Annotated in this window: 23 protein-coding genes, 1 tRNA gene and 1 pseudogene; 9 read left to right on the forward strand and 16 right to left on the reverse strand. The window is 54.3% G+C overall.

Translation table 11 applies throughout. The features are described 5' to 3' along the window. Positions 1 to 41: 41 nt before the first annotated feature. Positions 42 to 839: an MIP/aquaporin family protein gene (locus DA718_RS03890; protein ID WP_112213677.1), complete on the forward strand. Its 798-nt coding sequence runs from the start codon at positions 42 to 44 to the stop codon at positions 837 to 839. Between the two features lie 161 nt (positions 840 to 1,000). Continuing rightward, positions 1,001 to 1,300: a DUF1889 family protein gene (locus tag DA718_RS03895; RefSeq protein WP_110272996.1), complete on the forward strand. Its 300-nt coding sequence runs from the start codon at positions 1,001 to 1,003 to the stop codon at positions 1,298 to 1,300. Positions 1,301 to 1,481: 181 nt separating this feature from the next. On the opposite strand, the gene DA718_RS03900 is transcribed toward DA718_RS03895, so the two are convergent. After that, positions 1,482 to 1,557, reverse strand: a tRNA-Ile gene (locus DA718_RS03900). 124 nt (positions 1,558 to 1,681) lie between these two features. Between DA718_RS03900 and mug the strand changes: the two genes are divergently transcribed. Next, on the forward strand, positions 1,682 to 2,188 hold the full coding sequence (gene mug / locus DA718_RS03905; RefSeq protein ID WP_112213678.1) for a G/U mismatch-specific DNA glycosylase: 507 nt from the start codon (positions 1,682 to 1,684) through the stop codon (positions 2,186 to 2,188). Here mug and DA718_RS03910 read toward each other — a convergent pair. The 5 genes from DA718_RS03910 to rpsU form a co-directional block, all read right to left on the reverse strand. Continuing rightward, the gene (locus DA718_RS03910; protein WP_112213679.1) at positions 2,185 to 3,315 is read right to left on the reverse strand and encodes an Acg family FMN-binding oxidoreductase; all 1,131 of its coding nucleotides are present in this window, start codon (positions 3,313 to 3,315) and stop codon (positions 2,185 to 2,187) included. The two genes, mug and DA718_RS03910, sit on opposite strands and share 4 nt — an antisense overlap. After that, positions 3,312 to 3,956, reverse strand: a complete 645-nt coding sequence (locus DA718_RS03915; protein ID WP_112213680.1) for a TetR/AcrR family transcriptional regulator — start codon at positions 3,954 to 3,956, stop codon at positions 3,312 to 3,314. Before DA718_RS03915 ends, DA718_RS03910 begins: the two co-directional genes overlap by 4 nt. A gap of 235 nt (positions 3,957 to 4,191) precedes the next feature. Beyond that, positions 4,192 to 6,036, reverse strand: coding sequence for an RNA polymerase sigma factor RpoD (gene rpoD / locus DA718_RS03920; RefSeq protein ID WP_112213681.1), 1,845 nt, complete (start codon positions 6,034 to 6,036; stop codon positions 4,192 to 4,194). Positions 6,037 to 6,185: 149 nt separating this feature from the next. Further along, on the reverse strand, positions 6,186 to 7,931 hold the full coding sequence (dnaG, locus tag DA718_RS03925; protein ID WP_112213682.1) for a DNA primase: 1,746 nt from the start codon (positions 7,929 to 7,931) through the stop codon (positions 6,186 to 6,188). 237 nt (positions 7,932 to 8,168) lie between these two features. Further along, the gene (rpsU, locus tag DA718_RS03930; protein WP_001144069.1) at positions 8,169 to 8,384 is read right to left on the reverse strand and encodes a 30S ribosomal protein S21; all 216 of its coding nucleotides are present in this window, start codon (positions 8,382 to 8,384) and stop codon (positions 8,169 to 8,171) included. A 236-nt stretch (positions 8,385 to 8,620) separates the two neighbouring features. Here rpsU and tsaD point away from each other — a divergent pair, with 236 nt between their 5' ends. Further along, positions 8,621 to 9,634 carry a tRNA (adenosine(37)-N6)-threonylcarbamoyltransferase complex transferase subunit TsaD gene (gene tsaD, locus DA718_RS03935; protein ID WP_112213683.1) on the forward strand — a complete coding sequence of 338 codons (1,014 nt, stop codon included), beginning with the start codon at positions 8,621 to 8,623 and terminating at the stop codon, positions 9,632 to 9,634. A gap of 57 nt (positions 9,635 to 9,691) precedes the next feature. Here tsaD and ureG read toward each other — a convergent pair whose 3' ends face one another. From ureG to DA718_RS03970, 7 genes are read right to left on the reverse strand one after another with little or no spacing between them, the layout of a single operon-like run. After that, positions 9,692 to 10,309 (reverse strand): urease accessory protein UreG, encoded by a 618-nt coding sequence (gene ureG / locus DA718_RS03940; RefSeq protein ID WP_112213684.1) that lies wholly within the window; start codon positions 10,307 to 10,309, stop codon positions 9,692 to 9,694. An 8-nt stretch (positions 10,310 to 10,317) separates the two neighbouring features. Then, positions 10,318 to 10,992: an urease accessory protein UreF gene (locus DA718_RS03945; RefSeq protein WP_112213685.1), complete on the reverse strand. Its 675-nt coding sequence runs from the start codon at positions 10,990 to 10,992 to the stop codon at positions 10,318 to 10,320. Position 10,993: 1 nt separating this feature from the next. Continuing rightward, positions 10,994 to 11,464 carry an urease accessory protein UreE gene (ureE, locus tag DA718_RS03950; RefSeq protein ID WP_112213686.1) on the reverse strand — a complete coding sequence of 157 codons (471 nt, stop codon included), beginning with the start codon at positions 11,462 to 11,464 and terminating at the stop codon, positions 10,994 to 10,996. 9 nt (positions 11,465 to 11,473) lie between these two features. After that, positions 11,474 to 13,177, reverse strand: a complete 1,704-nt coding sequence (ureC, locus tag DA718_RS03955) for an urease subunit alpha (protein WP_112213687.1) — start codon at positions 13,175 to 13,177, stop codon at positions 11,474 to 11,476. Continuing rightward, on the reverse strand, positions 13,170 to 13,490 hold the full coding sequence (locus DA718_RS03960; RefSeq protein WP_112213688.1) for an urease subunit beta: 321 nt from the start codon (positions 13,488 to 13,490) through the stop codon (positions 13,170 to 13,172). The genes ureC and DA718_RS03960 overlap by 8 nt, the downstream gene beginning before the upstream one ends. A gap of 10 nt (positions 13,491 to 13,500) precedes the next feature. Then, positions 13,501 to 13,803, reverse strand: coding sequence for an urease subunit gamma (locus tag DA718_RS03965; protein ID WP_110273008.1), 303 nt, complete (start codon positions 13,801 to 13,803; stop codon positions 13,501 to 13,503). A gap of 9 nt (positions 13,804 to 13,812) precedes the next feature. Continuing rightward, positions 13,813 to 14,637: an urease accessory protein UreD gene (locus DA718_RS03970; RefSeq protein WP_112213689.1), complete on the reverse strand. Its 825-nt coding sequence runs from the start codon at positions 14,635 to 14,637 to the stop codon at positions 13,813 to 13,815. Between DA718_RS03970 and DA718_RS30610 the strand changes: the two are divergent. Then, positions 14,627 to 14,710 (forward strand): annotated as a pseudogene (locus tag DA718_RS30610) (short-chain dehydrogenase); the annotation flags it as partial. The gene DA718_RS03970 and the pseudogene DA718_RS30610 sit on opposite strands and share 11 nt — an antisense overlap. Before the next feature lie 60 nt (positions 14,711 to 14,770). Here the strand turns inward: DA718_RS30610 and plsY are convergent. Beyond that, the gene (plsY, locus tag DA718_RS03975) at positions 14,771 to 15,391 is read right to left on the reverse strand and encodes a glycerol-3-phosphate 1-O-acyltransferase PlsY (protein ID WP_112213752.1); all 621 of its coding nucleotides are present in this window, start codon (positions 15,389 to 15,391) and stop codon (positions 14,771 to 14,773) included. Between the two features lie 221 nt (positions 15,392 to 15,612). Between plsY and folB the strand changes: the two genes are divergently transcribed. Both folB and bacA read left to right on the forward strand, forming a co-directional pair. Continuing rightward, positions 15,613 to 15,996 carry a bifunctional dihydroneopterin aldolase/7,8-dihydroneopterin epimerase gene (gene folB / locus DA718_RS03980; protein ID WP_112213690.1) on the forward strand — a complete coding sequence of 128 codons (384 nt, stop codon included), beginning with the start codon at positions 15,613 to 15,615 and terminating at the stop codon, positions 15,994 to 15,996. A 203-nt stretch (positions 15,997 to 16,199) separates the two neighbouring features. Continuing rightward, the gene (bacA, locus tag DA718_RS03985; protein WP_110273011.1) at positions 16,200 to 17,021 is read left to right on the forward strand and encodes an undecaprenyl-diphosphate phosphatase; all 822 of its coding nucleotides are present in this window, start codon (positions 16,200 to 16,202) and stop codon (positions 17,019 to 17,021) included. Positions 17,022 to 17,034: 13 nt separating this feature from the next. Here the strand turns inward: bacA and DA718_RS03990 are convergent, their stop codons facing one another. Together DA718_RS03990 and DA718_RS03995 are read right to left on the reverse strand one after the other, a co-directional pair. After that, the gene (locus tag DA718_RS03990; RefSeq protein WP_112213691.1) at positions 17,035 to 18,276 is read right to left on the reverse strand and encodes a multifunctional CCA addition/repair protein; all 1,242 of its coding nucleotides are present in this window, start codon (positions 18,274 to 18,276) and stop codon (positions 17,035 to 17,037) included. 60 nt (positions 18,277 to 18,336) lie between these two features. After that, on the reverse strand, positions 18,337 to 18,957 hold the full coding sequence (locus DA718_RS03995; RefSeq protein ID WP_112213692.1) for a TIGR04211 family SH3 domain-containing protein: 621 nt from the start codon (positions 18,955 to 18,957) through the stop codon (positions 18,337 to 18,339). Positions 18,958 to 19,171: 214 nt separating this feature from the next. Between DA718_RS03995 and DA718_RS04000 the strand changes: the two genes are divergently transcribed. Beyond that, complete coding sequence (locus tag DA718_RS04000) at positions 19,172 to 20,470, forward strand: CYTH domain-containing protein (RefSeq protein ID WP_112213693.1); 1,299 nt, start codon at positions 19,172 to 19,174, stop codon at positions 20,468 to 20,470. A gap of 23 nt (positions 20,471 to 20,493) precedes the next feature. Further along, complete coding sequence (gene glnE, locus DA718_RS04005) at positions 20,494 to 23,328, forward strand: bifunctional [glutamate--ammonia ligase]-adenylyl-L-tyrosine phosphorylase/[glutamate--ammonia-ligase] adenylyltransferase (RefSeq protein ID WP_112213694.1); 2,835 nt, start codon at positions 20,494 to 20,496, stop codon at positions 23,326 to 23,328. The last annotated feature ends 48 nt before the right edge of the window (positions 23,329 to 23,376 follow it).

Consider the following 23,376-nt stretch of genomic DNA (forward strand, 5'->3'; position numbering starts at 1 on the left):
AACATACTAATTATTTTATCTTTTTTATTCAGGATCCGACTATGAGCGAGACATCAACCTTACGCGGGCAGTGCATTGCGGAGTTTCTCGGTACCGGTTTACTTCTCTTCTTTGGCGCAGGCTGCGTTGCCGGGCTGCGAGTGGCGGGGGCCAGTTTCGGTCAGTGGGAGATCAGTATTATCTGGGGACTTGGCGTGGCGATGGCTATCTATCTGACCGCAGGCGTTTCCGGAGCGCATCTGAATCCGGCGGTTACCATTGCGCTGTGGCTGTTCGCCTGTTTTGAACGGCGCAGGGTTGTACCGTTTATTATGGCGCAGATGGCTGGGGCGTTCTGTGCGGCAGCGTTGGTCTACGGATTGTATCAAAACCTCTTTCTTGATACTGAGCTGGCGCAGCATGTTGTACGCGGTAGTGTGGAGAGCCTTAATCTGGCAGGCGTATTTTCGACCTACCCGAATCCACATATTACCTTCGCGCAGGCTTTTGCCATTGAAACCACTATTGCTGCGATCTTGATGGCGATGATTATGGCATTAACGGATGACGGTAACGGCATCCCGCGAGGCCCACTGGCACCGCTGCTGATTGGCTTATTGATTGCGGTAATTGGCGCATCGATGGGGCCACTGACCGGCTTTGCCCTTAATCCCGCTCGTGATTTTGGCCCGAAGATTTTTGCCTGGTTGGCAGGTTGGGGTGAGATTGCGTTTACTGGTGGGCGAACGATACCTTATTTTCTGGTGCCGCTGTTGGCGCCGGTGGTAGGAGCGATCATCGGGGCTTTTTTATACCGTAAGCTGATTGGTCGTCACTTGCCGTGTGAATGTAATTCGTAACCTGAGGATGAATACACATCATTATTAGCGCATAAAAGCACCACGCAAGCGTTTGACTGAGGTCTGAATCAAATAAAGGCAACGTTCCCTTTGATATCCCGGCTGACTTGGGGTCATATTAGAAAGGTGTCTTTTACGCGGTTAATTTTAAGGATAAGAGCATGCCAACAGTCATTGATAAAGCATTAGATTTCATTGGTGGTATGAACACATCGGCATCAGTGCCGCATTCAATGGATGAAAGTACGGCGAAGGGAATTTTAAAGTATTTGAATGAGTTGGGGACTCCGGCGAGCGCAGCTGACGTGATGGCGCGCGGCGAAAAGGAGGGGTGGAATACCGAGTTTACGAATAAAGTGGCCGGATGGGCAGAAAAAATCGCATCTGGTAACCGTATCGTTATTAAAAATCCTGAGTACTTCTCTTCTTATATGCGCGAGCAGCTCCAGGAACTTGTGTGAGCTAGCCGGTCAAAAAATTCTAACCCGACGCTTTCACCCTTGAGGTGAAGGCGTCAATCAGCGTTGCCATTTTTTCCTTCCACGATCCAATCTCTCCTGAATACTGGCGCATACCGGGCGACGACATCCTGGATGTTACCCATAAAAAAGGACCCGCGATTTCTCGCAAGTCCTTGATATTTGGTGGCCCCTGCTGGACTTGAACCAGCGACCAAGCGATTATGAGTCGCCTGCTCTAACCACTGAGCTAAGGGGCCGTGGCGAGGGATTATAAAGTAACTGATGCCCGCAATCCAGCCTAAAACGCACGGCTGCTGTTTTTATAAACAATGCATTTTCAATCCTTTATAATTAGCTTTTAGTTATTGAGCTGGGGAAAACATGATTAACGATATTTTGGCGCCGGACCTGCGGGTGGTCTTTTGTGGCATCAATCCTGGGAAGTCTTCTGCCCATACCGGTTTCCACTTTGCTCATCCAGGCAATCGCTTCTGGAAGGTGATTCATCAGGCCGGGTTTACTGACCGCCTTCTGAAGCCTGAGGAGGAACTACAGCTGCTGGATACCCGCTGCGGGATCACCATGTTAGTTGAGCGCCCGACGGTGCAGGCCAGTGAGGTTGAGCTGCTGGAGCTGCGCAGCGGTGGGCGAGAACTGGTCACAAAAATGGAAGAGTATCAGCCGCGCGCGCTGGCGATTCTCGGCAAACAGGCCTTTGAGAAAGCGTTTCAGGCCCGCGGCGCACGCTGGGGCAAGCAGCAGGTGACTATCGGCGCGACGGAGGTATGGGTGTTGCCAAATCCCAGCGGCCTCAACCGCGCGACGCTGGATAAACTGGTTGAAGCCTACCGGGAGCTTGATGATGCGCTGGCGACGCGAGGGCTTTAATGTACTTCCGGTAGTGATTCCAGATGAGTAAATTCGCTGATATTGCGGCGAATTTTATTATTTTCGCCATAGTCGTCAACGTAGCCTGCGCGGAGGATCAGTTGCGGTGGCTGGCTTAAGCCCAATGTCTGCGCTAGCCGTTGGCGAAAGGCATCCTCTTCCAGCATCTGGCTTACCGGTTGGATGGAGATACCGTACTGGACGGCGTCCAGCCAGAAGGACTCCAGATTCATTCCGCTGCGAATCGTTGCTGCAAATGTCTCTTCACCGCTAATGACAAAAAAACCGGCGCTCTGCGCCACGCTATTTTCTGTCTTCTTGATATTTTTGGTGGCGAAGGCTTCGCTTTTAGCTTTTTCGCGATCGAATAATGAGTAATAGAGCAGCTTTTTAATTCCCGTTAACCCCAGCTGCTCTGCAGGTAGTCCGTCTTTAAGTTGGCTGGCCTCCTCGTTGGAAAAACGCAACCATAGCGCAAATTCATCTCTTTTATGCTTATCAAGAGCGTGAGCTTTTGCCGCTTCCACGGCGTAACCTGCCAGTTTATTAAACTCAGCGGTGCTGCGTGGGTAATAGGTTAAATACGGCTGGTGCTGCTCGAGCAGGGCTGTGAGGTTTTTGGGCGCAATAGCAATATTCTGGTAGGGCCGCTTATCGGTGTGTCGCCGCTCGATTAATTTCAGCGCGGTGGGTTGTTTGAGAGGAGATCGCTTATTGTCGGAACGTAGCGTAATGTGGGCAACATTACCGTTGTTTGTGATAATCGGTAAAATATCTATCTCCGCCTTCATTCCATAATTGGCCGTAGCTTGACGGAAGTTCTCCAGAAACGCCCCCAGAGAAATCCAGGCTTCGCGCCTGGCAGGGTCGATATGAGGAAGGGCCTTGCTGCTGTCGAAAGCCAGCGTGAAGCGTTGTTCGTTTTTATTATAGGTCAGGCGCCACGGCTGAACGTTGTGCGCATTAGGGGCCAGCGAAGCGTAATACAGGATCTCGCGTTGTTCGCTTTCAAGAGGAAAAGGCAGTGAAGTATCTTTAGTTAGATGCAGGGGCTTCGCTTTATGATAAGAATAGACAAAGATAACCACGGTGCATATCAGTAGGCTGAGTAATATTTTCTTTATCATTTACTCGTTCCTTTTTCTATCATTACTAATAAAGATTCAAAAGCGAACTCAAGAAAGTATTTCCGGTCTTTCTCAAGATGACGTAAAAGATAGTCTTCTTTGCTTGATGACTTTTCCACTAATCCGGTCAGACATAACCAGAACAACATCATGACCTCTACAATGGGAGCATTTAGCTTGATCTCTTTTTTTTCTACAGCTCTGGATATTTGGGCAGCGATAATCTGATTGATTTCTTCTCCGAGCATATAAATATTCATCAGTACTTTATTGTTTTTCATCTCTTTATCAGAACAGCCTATTTTCCCTGTAATACCGGGGAAATAGACGATGCCGGAGTCGTGGATAGCAATCAGCGCTTGGCAGAAGTCATGATAAAATTCGCGGAATGGATTTTTCCGACTGGCTATTTTCACGACTTCATGATGAAAGCGCTCCATACCATCGAGGATAAGATGATCCAGGATATCCTGCTTGTTTTCAAAATAGGTATAAAGTGTTGTTTTACTAAATCCCGCGTCATGTGCTATTTCATCCATGGTTGTGCCTTCTATTCCACGGCTAAGAAATAATGTATTGGAAGTGGCTAAAATAACCATTCGATTAAAATCAGCTAGCTGAATTTTACGCTTATTTTTCATTTGATTTCCATATGATTGATTTCCGTTTTATGCATTAAATGCGATCCATGGACTAATAGTACAAATGTAAAACCATGAGTCCAGTCATTTATCTTTATGGGAATAGATAATAAGAATATGACCTGTATATATTTCTATTTTTTATTGAATGTAGGTCTTGGTATTTATTGGGGCATTTTTTAGCTATAAAAAAAGCCAGTCATTTGACTGGCTTTTTTGCAGTACGCGGCGAGAATTAATCGTCGAGGAAGCTACGCAGCACTTCAGAGCGACTTGGATGACGCAGCTTACGCAGCGCCTTTGCTTCGATCTGACGGATACGTTCACGAGTAACGTCAAACTGTTTACCCACTTCTTCCAGCGTGTGGTCGGTATTCATATCAATACCAAAACGCATACGCAGAACCTTGGCTTCACGGGCGGTGAGGCCTGCCAGAACATCGTGAGTGGCGGCTCGCAGGCTCTCAGTGGTGGCAGAGTCCAGCGGCAGCTCGAGGGTGTTATCCTCGATGAAATCGCCCAGATGCGAATCTTCATCGTCGCCAATCGGCGTTTCCATGGAGATAGGCTCTTTGGCAATTTTGAGCACTTTACGAATTTTATCTTCCGGCATCAGCATGCGCTCGGCCAGCTCTTCTGGCGTTGGCTCGCGACCCATCTCTTGCAGCATCTGGCGTGAAATACGGTTGAGTTTGTTGATAGTCTCAATCATATGCACCGGAATACGGATGGTGCGTGCCTGATCCGCGATAGAGCGGGTGATTGCCTGACGGATCCACCAGGTTGCATAGGTGGAGAACTTGTAACCGCGACGGTATTCAAACTTATCAACCGCTTTCATCAGGCCAATATTACCTTCCTGAATCAGATCGAGGAACTGCAGACCACGGTTGGTGTATTTCTTGGCGATGGAGATAACCAGACGCAAGTTCGCTTCAACCATCTCTTTCTTCGCACGGCGGGCTTTCGCTTCACCGATAGACATACGACGGTTGATGTCTTTGACTTGCTCAATGGTCAGGCCAGTTTCTTGTTCGATCTGCTGCAGTTTCATCAGGCTACGCTGAACGTCGTCTTTAACGTCAAGCAGCTTCTCTGACCACGGTTTGTTCATGGCGATGGCCGCGTTGAACCAGGTTTCGCTGGTTTCGTTGCCAGTGAACAGAGTGATGAAGTTTTTCTTCGGCATTTTGCACTGTTCAACGCACAGTTTCATGATGATGCGTTCTTGTGTACGAACGCGGTCCATCATGCTACGCATGCTGCCGACCAGGTAATCAAATTGCTTCGGTACCAGACGGAACTGCTTGAAGACTTCTGACAGTTTGAGAATTTCTTCCTGTGCCGCTGCGTGGCTACGACCTTTCGCTTTGATGGTATCGCGGGTCAGTTCGTACTGTGTACGCAGCTCACCGAATTTCGCGCGTGCCAACTCAGGGTCGATGCTGTTGTCGTCATCACTGCTGTCGTCGTCGTCTTCTTCATCTTCGTCTTCGTCGTCATCCCTTTCTTCTTGAGAGAGTTCAGAACCGACGTGCGTCGCCGTTGGCGCCATTTCTTCTTCGGCGTTCGGATCGACGAATCCGGTGATGAGATCGGACAGACGCGCTTCTTCTGCTTCAACGCGATCGTACTGTTCCAGCAGATAGGTAATTGCTTCCGGGTATTCAGCAACGGAGCACTGAACCTGGTTAATCCCATCTTCGATACGTTTGGCGATGTCGATTTCGCCTTCACGCGTCAGCAGTTCGACGGTACCCATCTCGCGCATGTACATGCGCACCGGGTCAGTTGTACGGCCGATTTCAGATTCCACGCTGGAGAGAACCTGTGCAGCAGCCTCTTCCGCATCTTCGTCGGTATTGTTGCTATTTTCAGCAAGCAGCAGATCATCGGCATCCGGTGCTTCTTCCATCACCTGAATGCCCATATCGTTGATCATTTGGATGATGTCTTCGATCTGGTCGGAGTCGACGATATCTTCCGGCAGATGGTCATTGACCTCGGCATAGGTCAGATAGCCTTGCTCCTTACCACGTTGGACAAGAAGCTTCAGCTGTGACTGCGGGTTTTGCTCCATAAGACGGTATCCACACTTAATTCGTTTGATTGGTGTAAGCAGACGAGCTGCCAACATTTAAAGCGAGGGCGTACTTATATTATTGCCGCTGCGCCTCGAGCGGCTGTCGGGGTCTTCCCGAACGGTATTCGGCAGTTAAGCCGTTAAATTCATTTTTTTGCCAGTTCCTGACTGATAGTCCAGAGTTCCCGGCGTTCCTCACTGCTTAAACCATGTGTGCGATCGCGAGCTATCAGCTCTTCCTGTCGCAGCTCAAGCAGTGAATCAAACATATGGTTGAGCGAGTCGGTGAAGGTTTTTTCAGCGATATCTTTATCTGCTATATCGTCCCACATCGACAGTTTTTCAAGGGTCACGGCTTCATTTTTGCCGCGATACTGCTCTAAAAGTTGCCCGGTGGTCAGTCCTGGCTGAGATAAACACGTTTTGACCAGTTCGTTAAATAAACCAAGTCCGGGCATTTTACTTGGGTCCAGCCCTTCTAACGGTGGCACTCGCGGGGCCAGATCCGGGTTTTGCACCAGCAACCCTATAAGTATACGCATGGTCGTGCGTTTTAGCTGCGGAGCAGGGCGTTGTGGGCCATTTTCGGACTGTTTTGGCATTAAACGTTCAAGCTGCGCATCATCTAAAATCCCCAGCTTGTTACCTAACTCCTGGCGCAGATAAATGCGCAGCGTTTCACCCGGTACCTGGGTTATCAGCGGCAGCGCTAAAGTGCTCAGCTGTGCGCGCCCGTCCGGAGTGCTCAAGTCTACCTGCGGCAACAGGCTGTTGAACAAAAACGTGGAGAGCGGCTGGGCCTGCTCCATCCGCGCTTCAAATGCGGCTTTTCCCTCTTTACGCACCAGCGTATCCGGGTCTTCACCATCCGGCAGAAACATAAAACGCAGCTGGCGTCCGTCGGTCATATACGGCAGCGCCGTTTCCAGCGCTCGCCAGGCGGCATCGCGGCCTGCCCGGTCACCGTCGTAACAGCAAACGACCTGATTGGTAACCCGGAACAACAGCTGAATATGGTCAGCGGTCGTCGACGTACCTAACGACGCGACAGCGTAGTTAATATCGAACTGCGCCAGCGCAACCACGTCCATATAACCTTCGACCACCAGCAGACGAGGCGGTTCAGCGTTATCCTGCTGCGCTTCATAAAGGCCGTACAGCTGGCGGCCTTTATGGAAAATATCAGTTTCCGGGGAGTTCAGGTACTTCGGCAAGGCATCGCCCAGCACGCGACCACCAAAACCAATCACCCGGCCTCGCTTATCGCGGATGGGGAACATCACCCGTTCGCGGAAGCGGTCGTAGCTGCGTCCCTTATCGTTGGTGACCAGCATGCCTGCATCAATGAGCGACTGACGATTTTCTTGATTGCCGCCAAAACGTTTTAAGACGTTGTCCCAACCGGGAGGGGCATAACCAATCGCAAAGCGCGTAATCACCTCGCTGCTTAAACCACGTTGTGCCAGATACTGGCGCGCGGGGTCAGCGGCGGGTTGCATCAGAGACTGTTGATAAAACGTGTTCAGACCATCCATCAACTGATAAAGATTCTGCCGCTGATGGCGCTCAATTTGGCTGGGCCCATTACCTGCTTCATACGGCACTTCGAGATTGTGCATGGCGGCAAGCTCTTCGACCGTTTCCACGAACTCGAGCTTGTCGTAGTTCATCAGGAAGTCGACAGCGTTGCCGTGCGCACCGCAGCCAAAGCAGTGATAAAACTGTTTTTCACCGTTGACGGTGAAAGAGGGGGTTTTTTCGTTATGGAACGGACAGCACGCGTGATAATTCTTGCCCTGCTTTTTCAGCTTTACCCGCGCGTCGATCAGATCGACGATGTCGGTTCTTGCCAGCAGGTCATTAATGAATACACGTGGAATTCGTCCAGCCATATGCCCCTGTTTTTTTGATGGCTCATATACACAAAATCATTCAGGATGCATCAAGGCGGCAAGGGAGCGAATCCTCAGGAGCGTACATCAGTACGAGACTGGGGTGAGCGACTGCAGCCAACACAGAGGCAGCTTGAATGATGACGTGTATAAACGAAAATAAGCCGCGCATTCCTTCCGGAAGCACGGCCTTACAACTACAACTCGGTCTGAATTGAGAGCAGAGCCCTCAATAGATTAGTACAGACGAGTGCGGCGTGCGTTTTCGCGAGCCAGTTTCTTCGCGTGACGTTTCACAGCAGAAGCTTTAGCGCGTTTACGTTCGGTAGTCGGTTTTTCATAGAACTCACGACGACGAACTTCCGCCAGAACACCTGCTTTTTCGCATGAACGTTTGAAGCGACGCAGTGCTACGTCGAACGGCTCGTTTTCACGTACTTTAATTACCGGCATGTAACTCTCACCTTTAATAAATTCGGTTTGCCGCTGGCATCAACGCCAGCTTATTTCAAAATGGTGCGGAATTTTACTGCAATTGCTGCTGCTTTGTAAAGCACCGATGCGATTTTGAAAGAGACTTTTATAAGGACAGGGAGTATACACGAAGTGAACGCCAGGGGTGAGGAAAGTTTTACATCAACCGGCATTGGTCCTACACTGCGCGGTATTGAAATGAGGTAAAACAAGTCATGCGTGTACTGGGTATTGAAACATCCTGCGATGAAACCGGCATCGCCATTTACGACGACGAAAAAGGTCTGTTAGCCAACCAACTGTATAGTCAGGTGAAATTACATGCTGATTACGGTGGAGTTGTGCCCGAACTGGCTTCCCGCGATCACGTGCGTAAAACCGTGCCGCTGATCCAGGCGGCGCTAAAAGAAGCGAGGCTGACGGCAAAAGATATTGATGCCGTCGCGTATACCGCAGGCCCTGGTCTGGTTGGCGCACTGCTGGTAGGCGCAACCGTTGGACGTTCGCTGGCGTTTGCGTGGAACGTCCCGGCGATCCCGGTGCATCATATGGAAGGGCATCTGCTGGCGCCGATGCTGGAAGATAATCCGCCGCAATATCCGTTTGTTGCGCTGCTGGTCTCCGGCGGCCACACGCAGCTGATTAGCGTTACTGGCATCGGTCAATATGAACTACTGGGCGAGTCGATTGACGATGCGGCGGGTGAAGCTTTCGATAAGACAGCTAAACTGCTGGGGCTCGATTATCCTGGCGGCCCGATGCTGTCGAAGATGGCCTCGCAGGGTACCGAAGGTCGTTTTGTCTTTCCTCGTCCAATGACCGACCGTCCGGGACTGGATTTTAGCTTCTCTGGCCTGAAAACCTTTGCCGCGAACACCATTCGCAGCAACGACAATGATGATCAAACCCGCGCTGACATTGCCCGTGCTTTTGAAGATGCAGTGGTGGATACATTGATGATCAAATGCCGTCGTGCGTTGGATCAAACCGGTTTTAAGCGTCTGGTGATGGCGGGGGGCGTCAGCGCTAACCGTACGCTGCGCGCGAAGCTGGCGGAGATGATGAAAAAACGCGGGGGGGAAGTGTTCTACGCTCGCCCTGAGTTCTGCACCGATAACGGTGCGATGATTGCCTACGCGGGTATGGTTCGTCTGCACTCCGGTGCGAAAGCCGAGCTCGGCGTGACCGTTCGTCCTCGCTGGCCGCTGGCGGAGTTACCGGCAGCGTAATTTTGCCGGGCCTACGGTTTTGTAGGCCCGGCAAACGACGTGCCAGCGGGCAATAAACTACACCCGCAACATCCCTTTCTCTTCCAGAAAAGCAATGATCTTTGCCAGTCCGTCACCTGCTTTTAAATTGGTAAACGTCCACGGACGCTCGCCGCGCATGCGCATGGTATCGCGCTCCATCACTTCCAGAGAGGCGCCCACATAAGGTGCGAGATCGGTTTTATTGATCACCAGAAAGTCAGATTTGGTGATCCCCGGCCCGCCTTTGCGCGGGATCTTCTCTCCTTCCGCCACGTCGATCACGTAGATGGTAAGATCCGCTAGCTCCGGGCTGAAGGTGGCGCTCAGGTTATCGCCGCCGCTTTCCACGAAGATAAGATCGAGGTTGCCGAATTTTTCGCTCAGGGCTTCCACTGCGGCGAGATTCATTGATGCATCTTCACGAATAGCAGTGTGCGGGCAGCCGCCGGTTTCAACGCCGACAATCCGCTCTGGCTCCAGGGCTCCGGCTTCGGTGAGGATCCGTTGATCCTCTTTGGTATAGATGTCGTTGGTCACCACCGCTAGCTGATAAGTGTCGCGCATTGCTTTGCACAGCGCTTCCAGTAGCGCGGTTTTTCCGGAGCCAACCGGGCCGCCGACGCCAACGCGCAGCGGTTGCTTAATCGTGTTCATACCTTCTCCTAAGAACGGAATAGTCGGGAATATTGGGTTTCATGCCGGGCGGAGGCGATGGCTGCGAGCGGCGTGGCCGAGCCGATAGCGCTGTCTGGCGCGGCCAGGGCACTGTCCATATCCGCCGCGTAGCGGTCGCATAGGCGCAGAATCAGCTGCTGGGCGGCTTGCTGGCCAAAAGGCACTAGCTTGACGCCTGCCATCACCGCGCTCTCAATCCAGCTGTAGCCGAGGCTAAGAGCCAGGTCGGGGATGGCGATTTGCCAGCGCACGCCGAGCCATGCCATGCCGGTAAGTTGGCTTTGCTGACACAGTTTGCGCCATTCGGGCGGGCAGTCCGGTTGCCAGTCGGCGAGCAGGCGGGTAAAAGCTGCGCCGCGATTACGCTCTTCGTCACGCAGCTCGCGGGTTTCCCGGCAGGCGAGCAGATAAGCCGTCCAGCGCTGCGCTGAGGCCAGATCGTCCGCTTCGCAGGCCTGATAGATCCGGGCGAACAGCGGCAGGTCGACGGTAAAAAAGCTCTGTTCCATCTGCCGCAGTTGCCAGCGCTCAAAGGCGGCAGTATCCGGCACCCAGTCTGCTTCCACCGCCCACTCCAGCCCTTGAGACCAACTATAGCCGCCGACCGGCAGACTGCTGCTGGCAAGCTGCATTAGCCGCAGACGTTTTTCCGGTGTCGGCATGTTAGTGGTTATGCCCATGATCGTGGTGGTGGTGATGGCCGTGCGACTCGCTGGCGTAAGCTCCGGCTTCCGGTTCAAACGGCAGGTGAGCGAAATCAACGGCCAGACCAAACTGGCGCAGCATATCGTCCAGCACGTGATCATGATGGTAGCGTAGCTCGCCGGGCATGATTTGCAGCGGCACGTGGCGGTTGCCAAGGTGATAGCAGGCTTTTGCCAGTACAAAGGGGTCATCGCAGCGCACCACTGAAACGGCTTCATCGGCGGCGATCACCTTGATAAATTCGCTGCCATTTTCGTTGCTAAGAATATCGCCGCCGCGCAGCAGCAGGCCGCGCGGCAGCAGCAGGCCCGCCTGGCGACCATCGTTAAGCGTGACTTTAATGCGGCTCTTTACCCGCACATCAATCGGCAGGGTGACGCTGGCAGTGGCCTGTGCCGGAGCGTCCACGCGTTGGGTCAAATAAAGCATTTTCACTCCTTAAAACAGGAAATAACGTTGTGCCATTGGTAACACGTCCGCCGGTTCGCTGGTGATCAGTTCGCCGTCGATACGCACCTCGTAGGTTTGCGAATCAACGGTAATATTGGGCAGTAGTCCGTTGTGGCGCATATCGGTTTTTTGTACTGTGCGGCAGCCTTTAGCTACTGCCGTCATGCTGTGCAGGTTCAGCTTTTCAGCGACGCTGTTTTCCGCCGCCGCCTGCGACAGGAAGGTCAAACGGCAGTGGTGACGAGCGCTACCCAGCGCGCCGAACATCGGGCGGTAGTGCACCGGCTGCGGCGTCGGGATGGACGCGTTGATATCGCCCATCGGCGCCATAGCGATCATGCCGCCTTTGACCACCGTCGCTGGTTTTACGCCGAAGAACGCTGGGGACCACAGCACCAGATCCGCCAGTTTGCCCGCTTCAATCGAACCGACTTCATGGGCGATGCCGTGGGTCAGCGCCGGGTTAATGGTGTACTTGGCGATATAGCGCTTTACGCGGTAGTTATCGTTATCCCCGTTCTCTTCCACTAACGGGCCGCGCTGGACTTTCATGCGGTGCGCCACCTGCCAGGTACGCAAAATCACTTCGCCGACGCGGCCCATGGCCTGTGAATCAGACGAGGTGAGCGAGAACGCGCCGAGGTCGTGCAGGACGTCTTCTGCGGCGATGGTTTCCCGACGAATACGTGATTCGGCAAACGCCACGTCCTCGGCGATATCCGGGTCGAGGTGATGGCAAACCATCAGCATGTCCAGGTGCTCGTCAATGGTGTTGACGGTATAGGGCAGTGTCGGATTGGTCGACGACGGCAGAATATTGGGATGCGCGCAGGCGGTAATAATATCCGGCGCATGGCCGCCACCCGCGCCTTCGGTATGGAAAGTGTGGATAGTGCGCCCGCCAATAGCCGCCAGGGTATCTTCCACGAAGCCGGACTCATTGAGAGTGTCGCTGTGCAGTGCGACCTGAACATCCATCTCGTCGGCGACGGTCAGCGCGCAGTTGATTGCCGCTGGCGTCGCGCCCCAGTCTTCGTGAATTTTCAGGCCAATAACCCCTGCTGCAACCTGCTCACGCAGTGCGTCCGGATTGGAGCCATTGCCTTTACCCAGCAGGCCGATATTGACCGGCAGACTGTCTGCCGCCTGCAGCATTCGCGAAATGTACCACGGCCCCGGCGTGCAGGTTGTGGCGTTGGTGCCCGCCGCCGGACCGGTACCGCCGCCGATCATCGTGGTTACGCCGGAGACCAGGGCCTCTTCCGCCTGCTGCGGGCAGATCCAGTGAATATGGGTGTCGACGCCGCCTGCGGTGACGATCTTACCTTCCGCAGCAATAATTTCCGTCGCCGCGCCGATAGGGATCGTGACGTTAGGTTGAATATCCGGATTTCCCGCTTTACCGACAGCGAAGATCCGTCCGTCTTTGACGCCGATATCGGCTTTGATGATCCCCCAGTGATCGATAATCAGCGCGTTGGTCAGCACCAGATCCACGCATTCGGCGGCAAGCATCTGCCCCTGGCCCATACCGTCGCGGATCACTTTGCCGCCGCCAAATTTGACCTCTTCGCCGTAGGTAGTGAGATCGTCTTCAACCTCGATCCACAGCTCGGTGTCCGCCAGGCGCACTTTGTCGCCGATGGTGGGGCCGAACATATCGGCCCAGGCCTGACGCGAAATCTCACTCATCGTTTGCCTCCAGATTGCCCATGACCTCGCCGCGAAAACCATACACCGCGCGGGTTCCGGCAAGTGCCACCAGCTCCACCTCGCGTTTTTGCCCCGGTTCGAAGCGCACCGCGGTTCCGGCGGCGATATTCAGACGATAACCGGTGGCCTGCTGACGATCGAACTTCAGCGCTGGGTTAACCTCGGCAAAGTGGTAATGCGAGCCCACCTGAATCGGCCGGTCGCCGTGATTTTCAACGATAATGCTGCAGGTTGCGCGGCCAGCGTTAATGGCTATCTGACCGGGCTTTACCTGATACTCTCCTGGGATCATCGTGGTTGCCTCAGATTATCGGGTTATGGACGGTGACCAGCTTCGAGCCGTCCGGAAAGGTGGCCTCAACCTGGATGTCGGGGATCATTTCCGGCACGCCTTCCATGACCTGATCGCGGCTCAGGACGTGGCGTCCGTCTTCCATTAGCGCCGCGACGCTTTGACCATCGCGCGCGCCTTCCATAATAAAGGCGCTGATCAGGGCCACGGATTCGGGGTAGTTGAGCTTCAGACCGCGGGCCAGACGGCGCTCTGCCACCAGCGCGGCGGTAAACAGCAACAGCTTGTCTTTTTCTCTGGGTGTTAGTTCCATAGCATTCTCTTAGGTCAGCCAGATTCGGGGAAGTAGCGGAGATTTACCGGTCAGATGTGGGCGCATAAATTGCCAGATATCGCGCATTGCCCGCTGGCAAAGCAGATTATCGTCACTTAAAAAGCGGACCGTCATCAGGCCATCGATAAGCGTGGCTCCGGCGTAATTAGCCAGTTGAATTAGCTTTTCACGCACGCCGTCCAGCAGCGTTTCGTTCGCCGGGTAGAACAGCAGAGTTCCGACCCACGGCTGCTCAGCGACGCTTGCCAGCTGTCCGTCGGCCAGACTCAGGCGTTCAATCAGCAGCGGGGAGTCGTCGACCCACACTTCCAGCCGATTGGCGAGCGCACCGTGGCTAAAAGCTTCGCCGATGACCGGGCGACCAAGACACAGCAAATCCCAGGCCAGTAGGGTGCTGGAGGAGGTGAGGTGAAACGCGGTGTGCAGAGATGCGATGGCACCGGGAAAGATGATCGCATCCTGCGGCAGCCATTCGAGCGTTGCGTTTTCGGCCAGCGCCAGGGTTTGCTCAAGCCGTGCCTGGGCGCCGCTGCTGCGATAAAACTTACTGGCGCCGGGCATGGTGATCAACGTATGGCAACCAGGCTCAATGGTGACGCTAATGGTCAGTTCATCGCCGCCGACGATACCGCCGGGGGGATGGAGTAAATAGAGGTGGCAGGTCTCTTCTTCAGGATAAAAAGGGCGCTGAACGGTAAGGGGACCGACATGACGACGGGAGGCGAGCGTTGTTTTCCCGCCGAGGTAATGAAAGTGCAGGTCCAGCGTGGCCTGCCAGCCTTTTTTGGTCTGTGGTAACACGGTGCCGTGCAATGTCGCGCCCCTGCAAAATCAAGATAAAACAGCAGGGATGAGTATTGATCGGGGACATAGCATCCCGGTCATATGAAAAGCTTATGCCCGTCATACTTCAAGCTGTGGCCGCGTTGGCTACCTGATGCAAAGGTTATTTCTGCTCTGGTGTTTTCTTCTTCTTTTTGAGGCGGGACCAGATTCGGGTCTCCTGGCGACGCCACAGGCGCTGAATGTTGTCATGATGACGTAGCAGAATCAGGCATGAAAGCATCGACACCGGGAAGGTGTATTGCGGTTTAAACCACCATACGTAGAACGGCGCGATAAGCGCGCTGACGATGGCGCCGAGGGAAGAGTAGCCGCTGAGCAGAATGGTGAGCAGCCAGGTCCCCGCCATCACGCCAGTGAGATCCCAGCCGATAGGGGCAATAGCACCGAAAGCAGTAGCAACACCTTTGCCGCCGCGAAAATTAAAGAATACCGGCCAGATGTGACCCACGCAGGCGGCTATCGCTACCAGGCCAAGCCAGAACGGGCTCAGGCCCAATGCCCACGCGCCCCAGACCGGAAGCATGCCTTTCAGCACGTCAAAAATAAGCACCGCTACGGCTGCTCTCTTGCCGCCTATTCGCAGGACGTTGGTCGCCCCGGGATTGCCGGAGCCGTTATCGCGAGGATCGGGCAGGCCAGCGAGGCGGCACACCAGAATGGCGCTGGATATTGAGCCGCAGAGGTAGGCGAGGATAACCAGTCCAGGCGCGATTGCACTCATCAGCTGTTCCATTTTGAAAGTGTCGGTTTATCCCCGTCACCTTTCGCGCCGTCGGCGCGTCGGTTTGCCTGGATGCATAGTGGCGCTATGCTCCCGAAGGCTTGCTGCGTCGCTGCTTTCCGGCAACGCAAATTATTTAGGGGATGTCTTTGCATCTGTGGATAATACGCATAATTCGCCGGAAGTGGTATCCGGTTTAGCCAAAAAGCAGGCAGGTCGTGATGGATATTGTATTTATAGAGCAACTTTCGGTAATCACCACTATCGGTGTTTACGACTGGGAACAAACCATCGAGCAGAAGCTGGTGTTCGATATCGAAATGGCGTGGGACAACCGCAAAGCCGCGGCCAGTGATGATGTCAGCGATTGTCTCAGCTATGCTGATATCAGCGAGCTGGTGATTAACCACGTTGAGGGCGCGCGTTTTGCGCTGGTGGAGCGCGTGGCGGAAGAAATTGCCGACCTGTTGCTGGAAAATTTCCAATCTCCATGGGTACGTATTAAAGTCAGCAAGCCTGGCGCAGTAGCCCGGGCGGCCAACGTTGGCGTCATTATTGAACGTGGCCTTAATCTGAAACAAAACTTTTCAGGTCATACTCGTTAAACAAATTGCGTTTATACCGGTCATAGAATCCGGCCATCAGGCTATTTTATTTACCGTTTTGTTCCTGGGCAGTGCTCGAAATCGTCGCGTACAACCTGTACGCTCCCGTTTCTGCGCGCGGTCTTTGGATGAATAATGAAGCCTGGTAGCTCGGTTCTTCGTTCCTGGTTTTTTTCATTTTACTTTTTAAAGGGTTTAATTGGATGAGCGATATACACTCGCTGCTGGTGGCGGCAATATTGGGTGTGGTTGAGGGTTTGACAGAATTTTTACCTGTTTCCAGTACGGGTCATATGATTATTGTCGGTCATCTTCTGGGTTTTGAAGGCGATACCGCAAATACTTTTGAGGTGGTGATTCAGCTAGGTTCGATTCTTGCGGTTGTTGTGATGTTCTGGCGTCGTTTGTTTGGTCTTATCGGTATTCATTTTGGCAGACCTCCAGAGCATGAAGGCCAGGGAAGTGGTCGTTTATCGCTTATTCATATTCTTCTTGGGATGATCCCGGCGGTGGTACTGGGGCTGATTTTCCATGATTCCATTAAGTCTCTTTTCAATCCGATTAACGTGATGTACGCACTGATTGTCGGCGGCGTGCTGCTGATTGCGGCGGAAGTGCTGAAGCCAAAACAGCCGCGCGCAGTAGGCATTGACGATATGACCTATCGTCAGGCGTTCGTGATCGGTTGCTTCCAGTGTCTGGCTCTTTGGCCGGGCTTCTCGCGTTCCGGGGCGACCATTTCTGGCGGGATGCTGATGGGCGTAAGCCGCTATGCGGCTTCTGAGTTCTCGTTCCTGCTGGCGGTGCCGATGATGATGGGCGCAACCGTGCTGGATATGTACAAGAGCATCGGTTTCCTGAGCGTTAGCGATATTCCGATGTTTGCTGTTGGCTTTATCACCGCGTTTATCGTCGCGCTGATTGCGATTAAAACCTTCCTGCAGCTGATTAAACGTATCTCGTTTATTCCGTTCGCTATCTACCGTTTTGTCGTGGCGGCAGCGGTCTACGTGGTCTTCTTCTGATAAGACCAGGCCCTCAGTCTTGCTGCTGAGGGCAACGTTTTTCTTTCCACTGTGCTACGGCTTTAATCCGCCGACGCGTCAGCTCTTCGCGAATCTCAATCCCCTGAAAACCTTCCGCGACCACTTCTTTGGTTGAGACCGATCGGGCGACTTCCCAGGCCTCCAGCAGCAGGCGTCCCTGAGGGTAATCGCAGGCTTCAAAACCGGCGCGCCCGCGCACGTCGGCTTCGCTGGTTAAGGCGATTTGCTTGACCCGCTGTGGCTTGCGCCAGGCGTCGATATTATCGAACAGTTTGACCAGCGTTTTCGGCTGTAGCATCGGCAGGGTATGAATCAGATCGTGAAATTCGGCGACCAGTTTTGCCAGATCGCGGATTTCATTGGGTACCCGCAGACGAACACAAAGCTGCTCGACCAGCTTAACGCCTGCCGGGCCGTGACCATGATGGCGTGGCCAGAGCTCTTTCGGCGTCAGCCCTTTCCCGAGATCGTGACACAGGGTGGCGAAACGCACGTCCACTTCAGGAGAGAGCATTGCCGCCATCGTGACGGTCATCAAGGTATGCAGACCCGTGTCGATTTCCGGATGCCATTTAGCAGGTGCCGGTACGCCGTAGAGGGCGTCGACTTCCGGGAACAACACCTTGAGTGCACGACAGTCGCGTAAGGTCTGAAAGAAAACCTGGGGATTACGGGTGGTGAGGGCGCTCTCCGTTTCTTTCCACACCCGCTCGGGCGTGAGGTGTGCGAGTTCACCGGCATCGGCCATCGTGCGCATCAGCGCCATAGTTTCCTCAGCGATGCGAAAGCCCAGATGCGCATAGCGGGCGGCAAAACGCGCCACGCGCAGAACGCGCAGCGGATCTTCGCTAAAGGCAGGCGAGACGTGGCGCAGCAGGCGCAGGCGCAAATCATCCTGGCCGCCATAAGGGTCGATAATCTGGCCGTCAGCATCCTGGGCCAGCGCATTAATCGTTAGATCGCGACGCTGCAGGTCTTGCTCAAGGGTAACGTCAGCGGCAGCATAGCAGGTAAAGCCGGTATAACCGGAACCGGATTTCCGCTCGGTACGCGCCAGAGCATATTCTTCACGGCTTTGAGGATGAAGGAACACGGGAAAATCGCGGCCTACCTGCTGGTAGCCCGCGTCGAGTAATTGCTGAGGCGTAGTGCCAACTACGACCCAATCTCTGTCTTTGACCGGTAGCCTTAATAACGCATCCCGAACCGCACCACCGACCAGATAAACCTTCACGCCTTACTCTCCCGTATTCGTTTTCTCACGATGATACGTAAGTCTGGCAGAGAAGACGAATTAGTTCATCCAGCGGTCTTTACGTTTGCGGCTCGGCACCAGGTGCGGCAATACCAGACCGAGGAGCAGGCCGACGCCGAGCACGCCGCCGCCATACATAAACCACTGCATGATAATGGTGCGCTGTTTGTCATCTAATTGCAGATTGGCGGCGCTCACCTTCTTCTGCGCGACAACCAGCTCGTTTTTCAGCTTTTGGTTCTCTTCTTTCAGGCCATTGATAACGGCATCGCTACCGGCGACTTTCTTTTGCATGTCCGCCGTACGCTGGTTCCAGGTGGTATCGATGTTGTTCAGCTTATCGGTCAGGGTTTTGACCTGGTTTTCCAGGTCCGGCACGCGGATGCGGATGCTGGGCTCATTGCTCAGCTCTTTTAGTGGGATCCAGGCGGTACGACCGCTGCTGTCGCGCACTTGTGCATAACTGGTGCTGTCATTAGTTTGCAGCACCGCGACTTCTTCCCCGGCGTTGATGGTGCCCACGAGACGATAATTATCGCCCGGACCGCTGCGAACCCAGGTATTCAGTTCATCAGAAACGTAACGCTTTTCTTCCGCGTGAACCGCCGTGGCGGCGCTAAGCGCCAGCAAGGTAAATGTAATAAGGCGTAATTTTGGCATCAGGTCATCGTTTGATCATAAAAAGTTGAACGATAGTAGTGGCATCACCGTAGCGACGCAAAGTTTTCCGCCACAATCGGAATCATCCAACAGGTGGCCCGGCAAAATGCGCATTGCATGGCGATTCGCCGCAAAATACTATTTACTGACAAGAAATATCGTCGTTAGTTCGCCGCATTTTCCCGGCACAGCACATAAGCGGAAGAATTCAGCCATGGCTCAAGAAATCGAATTAAAGTTTATCATCGCCCACAATGGTGTAGACGTACTGCGTCAGCACCTTAGCGCGTTAGAAGCTAAACACACGCCCGCAGCTCAACTGCTGAATATTTACTACGAAACGGCGGACAATTGGCTGCGTCGCCACGATATGGGGCTGCGCATTCGCGGTGACCAGGGGCGTTATGAAATGACGCTGAAAATCGCCGGTCGCGTGGTGGGTGGGCTACATCAGCGCCCGGAATACAATATTGCGCTGGAAAAGCCAGAACTGGCGCTGGAGAGGCTTCCTGCCGAAGTCTGGCCACAGGGCGAGCTGCCGGCCGAGCTTGCGCAGAACGTACAGCCGCTTTTTAGTACCGATTTCGAACGTGAAAGATGGGTAGTGAAAGAAGGCAGTAGCGAGATTGAAATTGCCCTCGATCGAGGGGAAGTCAAAGCTGGTGAGCATCAGGAGCCTATCTGCGAGCTGGAACTGGAGCTGTTGTCTGGCGATCCGCAGGATATCCTGACCCTTGCCCATCGCCTGCTGGATATCGGCGTGCTGCGACAGGGCAGTCTGAGCAAAGCGGCTCGCGGCTATCATCTGGCGCAGGGCAATGAAGAGCGTCCGCTAACCGCATTATCTGTTTTGCGTGTGATGCCGAAGGCCAGCGTGGAGCAGGCGCTGGAGGCGGCGCTGGAAAATGCGCTGGCGCACTGGCTCTATCATGATGAACTCCTCAATCGTGGCAATTCAAAAGCGAAAGCCGAGATTTTGCATGCGATTGCCCGCGTTCGGCATACGCTGGTGTTGTTTGGCGGCATTGTCCCTCGTAAGGCAACGACCCAACTTCGTGAGCGCTTGAACGAAGCTGAAGCTGCGTTGTTGGAGGAAAAGAACGCCCAGGCGGCGCTGTTTAATGTTGCCTGCGTAGGCGCTAAGCTGGCGCTTACCGAGTGGCTGGTGAATCGCGGCTGGCGTCCTTTTATGAACGCTGCCGGTGAACAGAAAATCAGCGGCTCTTTCAAACGCTTTGCTGATATTCAGCTCTCCCGCGCGGCGGCTGAGCTGAAAAACTCGATTGCGCAGCCGTCAGCCGATGAGTATGTCGGTCAGCTTCCGCGCCTGGCGCGCGAAATCGACAGCGTTCAGCTTCTGGCTGGTGCGTATGCAGATGTTGCCGCGCCGTGGTTGGAAAGCTGGCAAGAAATCCACCGGGCGATTGAGCATAATGACAGCAGCGTCCTCGAATATTTCCGTCGCCAGGCGCTGGCAGCAGAGCCGTTCTGGCTGCATAGTGGAAAACGATAATTTCAGGCCAGGGAGCCCCTAAGATGCCGCTTTCTTCGCAATTACAGCAGCACTGGCAGACGGTCACAGACCGGCTACCGGCGGATTTTCCAGTATCCACATTAAGTGAGCAGGCGCAGTCGGTGATGGCATTCAGCGATTTCGTCGAGCACAGTCTGGTCGCCCAACCGCAATGGCTGGCGGAGCTTGAAAGCTCGCCACCTGAGGCGCAGGAGTGGCGTCATTATGCCGACTGGCTACAGATGCGTCTTGCAGAGGTGAATGATGAAGCCACGTTGATGCGCGAGCTGCGCCAGTTTCGCCGCTGGATAATGGTGCGTATCGCCTGGGCCCAGTCGTTATCGCTGGTCAGCGAAGAGAGCAGTTTGCAGCAACTGAGCGTGCTGGCGGAGACGCTGATTGTCGCCGCTCGCGACTGGCTTTACGTTGCCTGTTGCCGCGAATGGGGGACTCCGTGCAATGCTGAAGGTTCGCCGCAGCCGCTGTTGATTTTGGGGATGGGTAAACTTGGCGGCGGCGAGCTTAACTTCTCCTCCGACATCGACCTGATTTTTGCCTGGCCGGAGCACGGCTCCACGCAAGGTGGGCGTCGGGAGTTGGATAACGCGCAGTTTTTTACCCGTCTTGGACAACGTTTAATCAAGGTCCTGGATCAACCCACTCAGGATGGTTTCGTTTATCGCGTCGACATGCGCCTGCGCCCGTTTGGCGATAGCGGCCCACTGGTTTTGAGCTTCGCCGCGCTGGAGGATTATTACCAGGAGCAGGGGCGCGACTGGGAGCGATACGCGATGGTGAAAGCTCGGATTATGGGCGATAACGATGGCATTTATGCCAGCGAGCTGCGCGCCATGCTGCGACCGTTCGTCTTCCGTCGCTACATCGATTTCAGCGTCATTCAGTCCCTGCGCAACATGAAGGGGATGATTGCCCGTGAAGTTCGTCGCCGAGGGTTAAAGGACAATATCAAGCTCGGCGCGGGCGGTATCCGCGAGATTGAATTTATCGTCCAGGTCTTCCAGCTGATTCGCGGCGGGCGCGAGCCGATGCTGCAACAGCGTGCTTTGTTGCCGACGCTGGCCGCTATCGAAGAGCTTCATCTGTTACCTGAAGGCGATGCGCCAAGGCTGCGAGATGCCTATCTGTTTTTACGTCGCCTGGAAAACTTACTGCAAAGCATCAACGACGAGCAGACGCAAACCCTGCCGCAGGATGAGCTTAATCGCGCCCGGCTGGCGTGGGGGATGGGCGCTGCCGACTGGGATGCCCTTAGCGCGCGGCTGGCCGAGCAGATGGCCAATGTGCGACAGGTTTTTAATGAATTGATTGGCGACGATGAAGCGCAGTCGCCGGATGAACAGCTTGCAGAGTACTGGCGAGAACTGTGGCAGGACGCGCTTGAAGAGGACGATACCAGCCCGGCGCTGGCGCATCTTGCGGATAACGATCGCCGCAGCGTGCTGGCGCTGATCGCCGATTTCCGTAAAGAACTGGACCGACGCACGATTGGTCCGCGCGGTCGTCAGGTGCTTGATCAGCTCATGCCGCATCTGCTTAGCGAAATTTGTTCACGTGCGGATGCTCCGGTACCGCTGGCGCGCATTACGCCGCTACTGACCGGGATCGTTACCCGTACCACTTATCTTGAACTACTGAGCGAATTCCCCGGCGCGTTAAAGCATCTGATTAGCCTGTGCGCCGCTTCGCCGATGGTCGCCAGCCAGCTGGCGCGACACCCGCTGCTGCTGGACGAACTGCTGGATCCGAATACCCTCTATCAGCCAACGGCCACTGACGCATATCGTGATGAGTTGCGCCAGTATCTGCTGCGCGTGCCGGAAGAGGATGAAGAGCAGCAACTGGAAGCATTGCGCCAGTTCAAACAGGCTCAGTTGTTACACATTGCTGCCGCCGATATCGCCGGGACGCTGCCGGTGATGAAAGTGAGCGATCACTTAACCTGGCTGGCTGAGGCGATGATTGACGCGGTGGTCCAGCAGGCATGGCTGCAAATGGTCGCCCGCTATGGTCAGCCAACGCATCTGCATGACCGCCAGGGGCGCGGCTTTGCGGTGGTTGGCTACGGCAAGCTGGGGGGCTGGGAACTGGGCTACAGTTCTGACCTCGATCTGGTGTTCCTGCATGACTGCCCGATGGAAGTGATGACCGACGGCGAGCGCGAAATTGATGGCCGCCAGTTTTATCTGCGCCTGGCGCAGCGCATCATGCATCTTTTCAGCACCCGAACGCCTTCGGGCATTCTGTACGAAGTGGATGCTCGCTTACGTCCTTCTGGCGCGGCGGGTATGCTGGTCACCACCACCGATTCCTTTGCTGATTATCAGCAAAACGAAGCCTGGACCTGGGAACATCAGGCGCTGGTTCGCGCTCGCGTTGTCTATGGCGACCCTGAGCTACAGGCGCGTTTTGACGTGATTCGTCGGGATATTCTTACCACTGCGCGCGAAGGCGAAAAACTGCAAACTGAAGTGCGGGAAATGCGTGAAAAAATGCGCGCTCACCTCGGCAATAAGCACCATGATCGCTTTGATATTAAAGCTGATGCTGGCGGGATCACGGATATTGAATTTATTACCCAGTATCTGGTCCTACGCTATGCCAGTGATAGGCCTAAGCTCACGCGTTGGTCTGATAACGTGCGCATTCTGGAACTGTTGGCGCAGAACGATATTATGGACGATGCAGAGGCGAGGGCATTGACCCATGCCTACACCACGTTACGCGATGCGTTGCATCACCTGGCCCTGCAGGAGCTGCCGGGGAACGTGGCGCCTGACGCGTTTAGTCAGGAACGTGAACAGGTCAGCGCCAGCTGGCAGAAGTGGTTGATGGCTTAACTAAAAAAACGGGTGTGCTATTATCGCGCGCAAAGTTTGCGTCTCGCA

Origin of the sequence: Klebsiella huaxiensis, assembly GCF_003261575.2 — a bacterium.
GTDB classification, from domain to species: domain Bacteria; phylum Pseudomonadota; class Gammaproteobacteria; order Enterobacterales; family Enterobacteriaceae; genus Klebsiella; species Klebsiella huaxiensis.

Bases quoted from the DNA above. Each gene is read 5' to 3' on its own strand.
- DA718_RS03890 (WP_112213677.1), top strand. From the start codon at position 42: ATGAGCGAGACATCAACCTTACGCGGGCAGTGCATTGCGGAGTTTCTC.
- DA718_RS03895 (WP_110272996.1), top strand. From the start codon at position 1,001: ATGCCAACAGTCATTGATAAAGCATTAGATTTCATTGGTGGTATGAAC.
- mug (WP_112213678.1), top strand. From the start codon at position 1,682: ATGATTAACGATATTTTGGCGCCGGACCTGCGGGTGGTCTTTTGTGGC.
- DA718_RS03910 (WP_112213679.1), bottom strand. From the start codon at position 3,315: ATGATAAAGAAAATATTACTCAGCCTACTGATATGCACCGTGGTTATC.
- DA718_RS03915 (WP_112213680.1), bottom strand. From the start codon at position 3,956: ATGAAAAATAAGCGTAAAATTCAGCTAGCTGATTTTAATCGAATGGTT.
- rpoD (WP_112213681.1), bottom strand. From the start codon at position 6,036: ATGGAGCAAAACCCGCAGTCACAGCTGAAGCTTCTTGTCCAACGTGGT.
- dnaG (WP_112213682.1), bottom strand. From the start codon at position 7,931: ATGGCTGGACGAATTCCACGTGTATTCATTAATGACCTGCTGGCAAGA.
- rpsU (WP_001144069.1), bottom strand. From the start codon at position 8,384: ATGCCGGTAATTAAAGTACGTGAAAACGAGCCGTTCGACGTAGCACTG.
- tsaD (WP_112213683.1), top strand. From the start codon at position 8,621: ATGCGTGTACTGGGTATTGAAACATCCTGCGATGAAACCGGCATCGCC.
- ureG (WP_112213684.1), bottom strand. From the start codon at position 10,309: ATGAACACGATTAAGCAACCGCTGCGCGTTGGCGTCGGCGGCCCGGTT.
- DA718_RS03945 (WP_112213685.1), bottom strand. From the start codon at position 10,992: ATGCCGACACCGGAAAAACGTCTGCGGCTAATGCAGCTTGCCAGCAGC.
- ureE (WP_112213686.1), bottom strand. From the start codon at position 11,464: ATGCTTTATTTGACCCAACGCGTGGACGCTCCGGCACAGGCCACTGCC.
- ureC (WP_112213687.1), bottom strand. From the start codon at position 13,177: ATGAGTGAGATTTCGCGTCAGGCCTGGGCCGATATGTTCGGCCCCACC.
- DA718_RS03960 (WP_112213688.1), bottom strand. From the start codon at position 13,490: ATGATCCCAGGAGAGTATCAGGTAAAGCCCGGTCAGATAGCCATTAAC.
- DA718_RS03965 (WP_110273008.1), bottom strand. From the start codon at position 13,803: ATGGAACTAACACCCAGAGAAAAAGACAAGCTGTTGCTGTTTACCGCC.
- plsY (WP_112213752.1), bottom strand. From the start codon at position 15,391: ATGAGTGCAATCGCGCCTGGACTGGTTATCCTCGCCTACCTCTGCGGC.
- folB (WP_112213690.1), top strand. From the start codon at position 15,613: ATGGATATTGTATTTATAGAGCAACTTTCGGTAATCACCACTATCGGT.
- bacA (WP_110273011.1), top strand. From the start codon at position 16,200: ATGAGCGATATACACTCGCTGCTGGTGGCGGCAATATTGGGTGTGGTT.
- DA718_RS03995 (WP_112213692.1), bottom strand. From the start codon at position 18,957: ATGCCAAAATTACGCCTTATTACATTTACCTTGCTGGCGCTTAGCGCC.
- DA718_RS04000 (WP_112213693.1), top strand. From the start codon at position 19,172: ATGGCTCAAGAAATCGAATTAAAGTTTATCATCGCCCACAATGGTGTA.
- glnE (WP_112213694.1), top strand. From the start codon at position 20,494: ATGCCGCTTTCTTCGCAATTACAGCAGCACTGGCAGACGGTCACAGAC.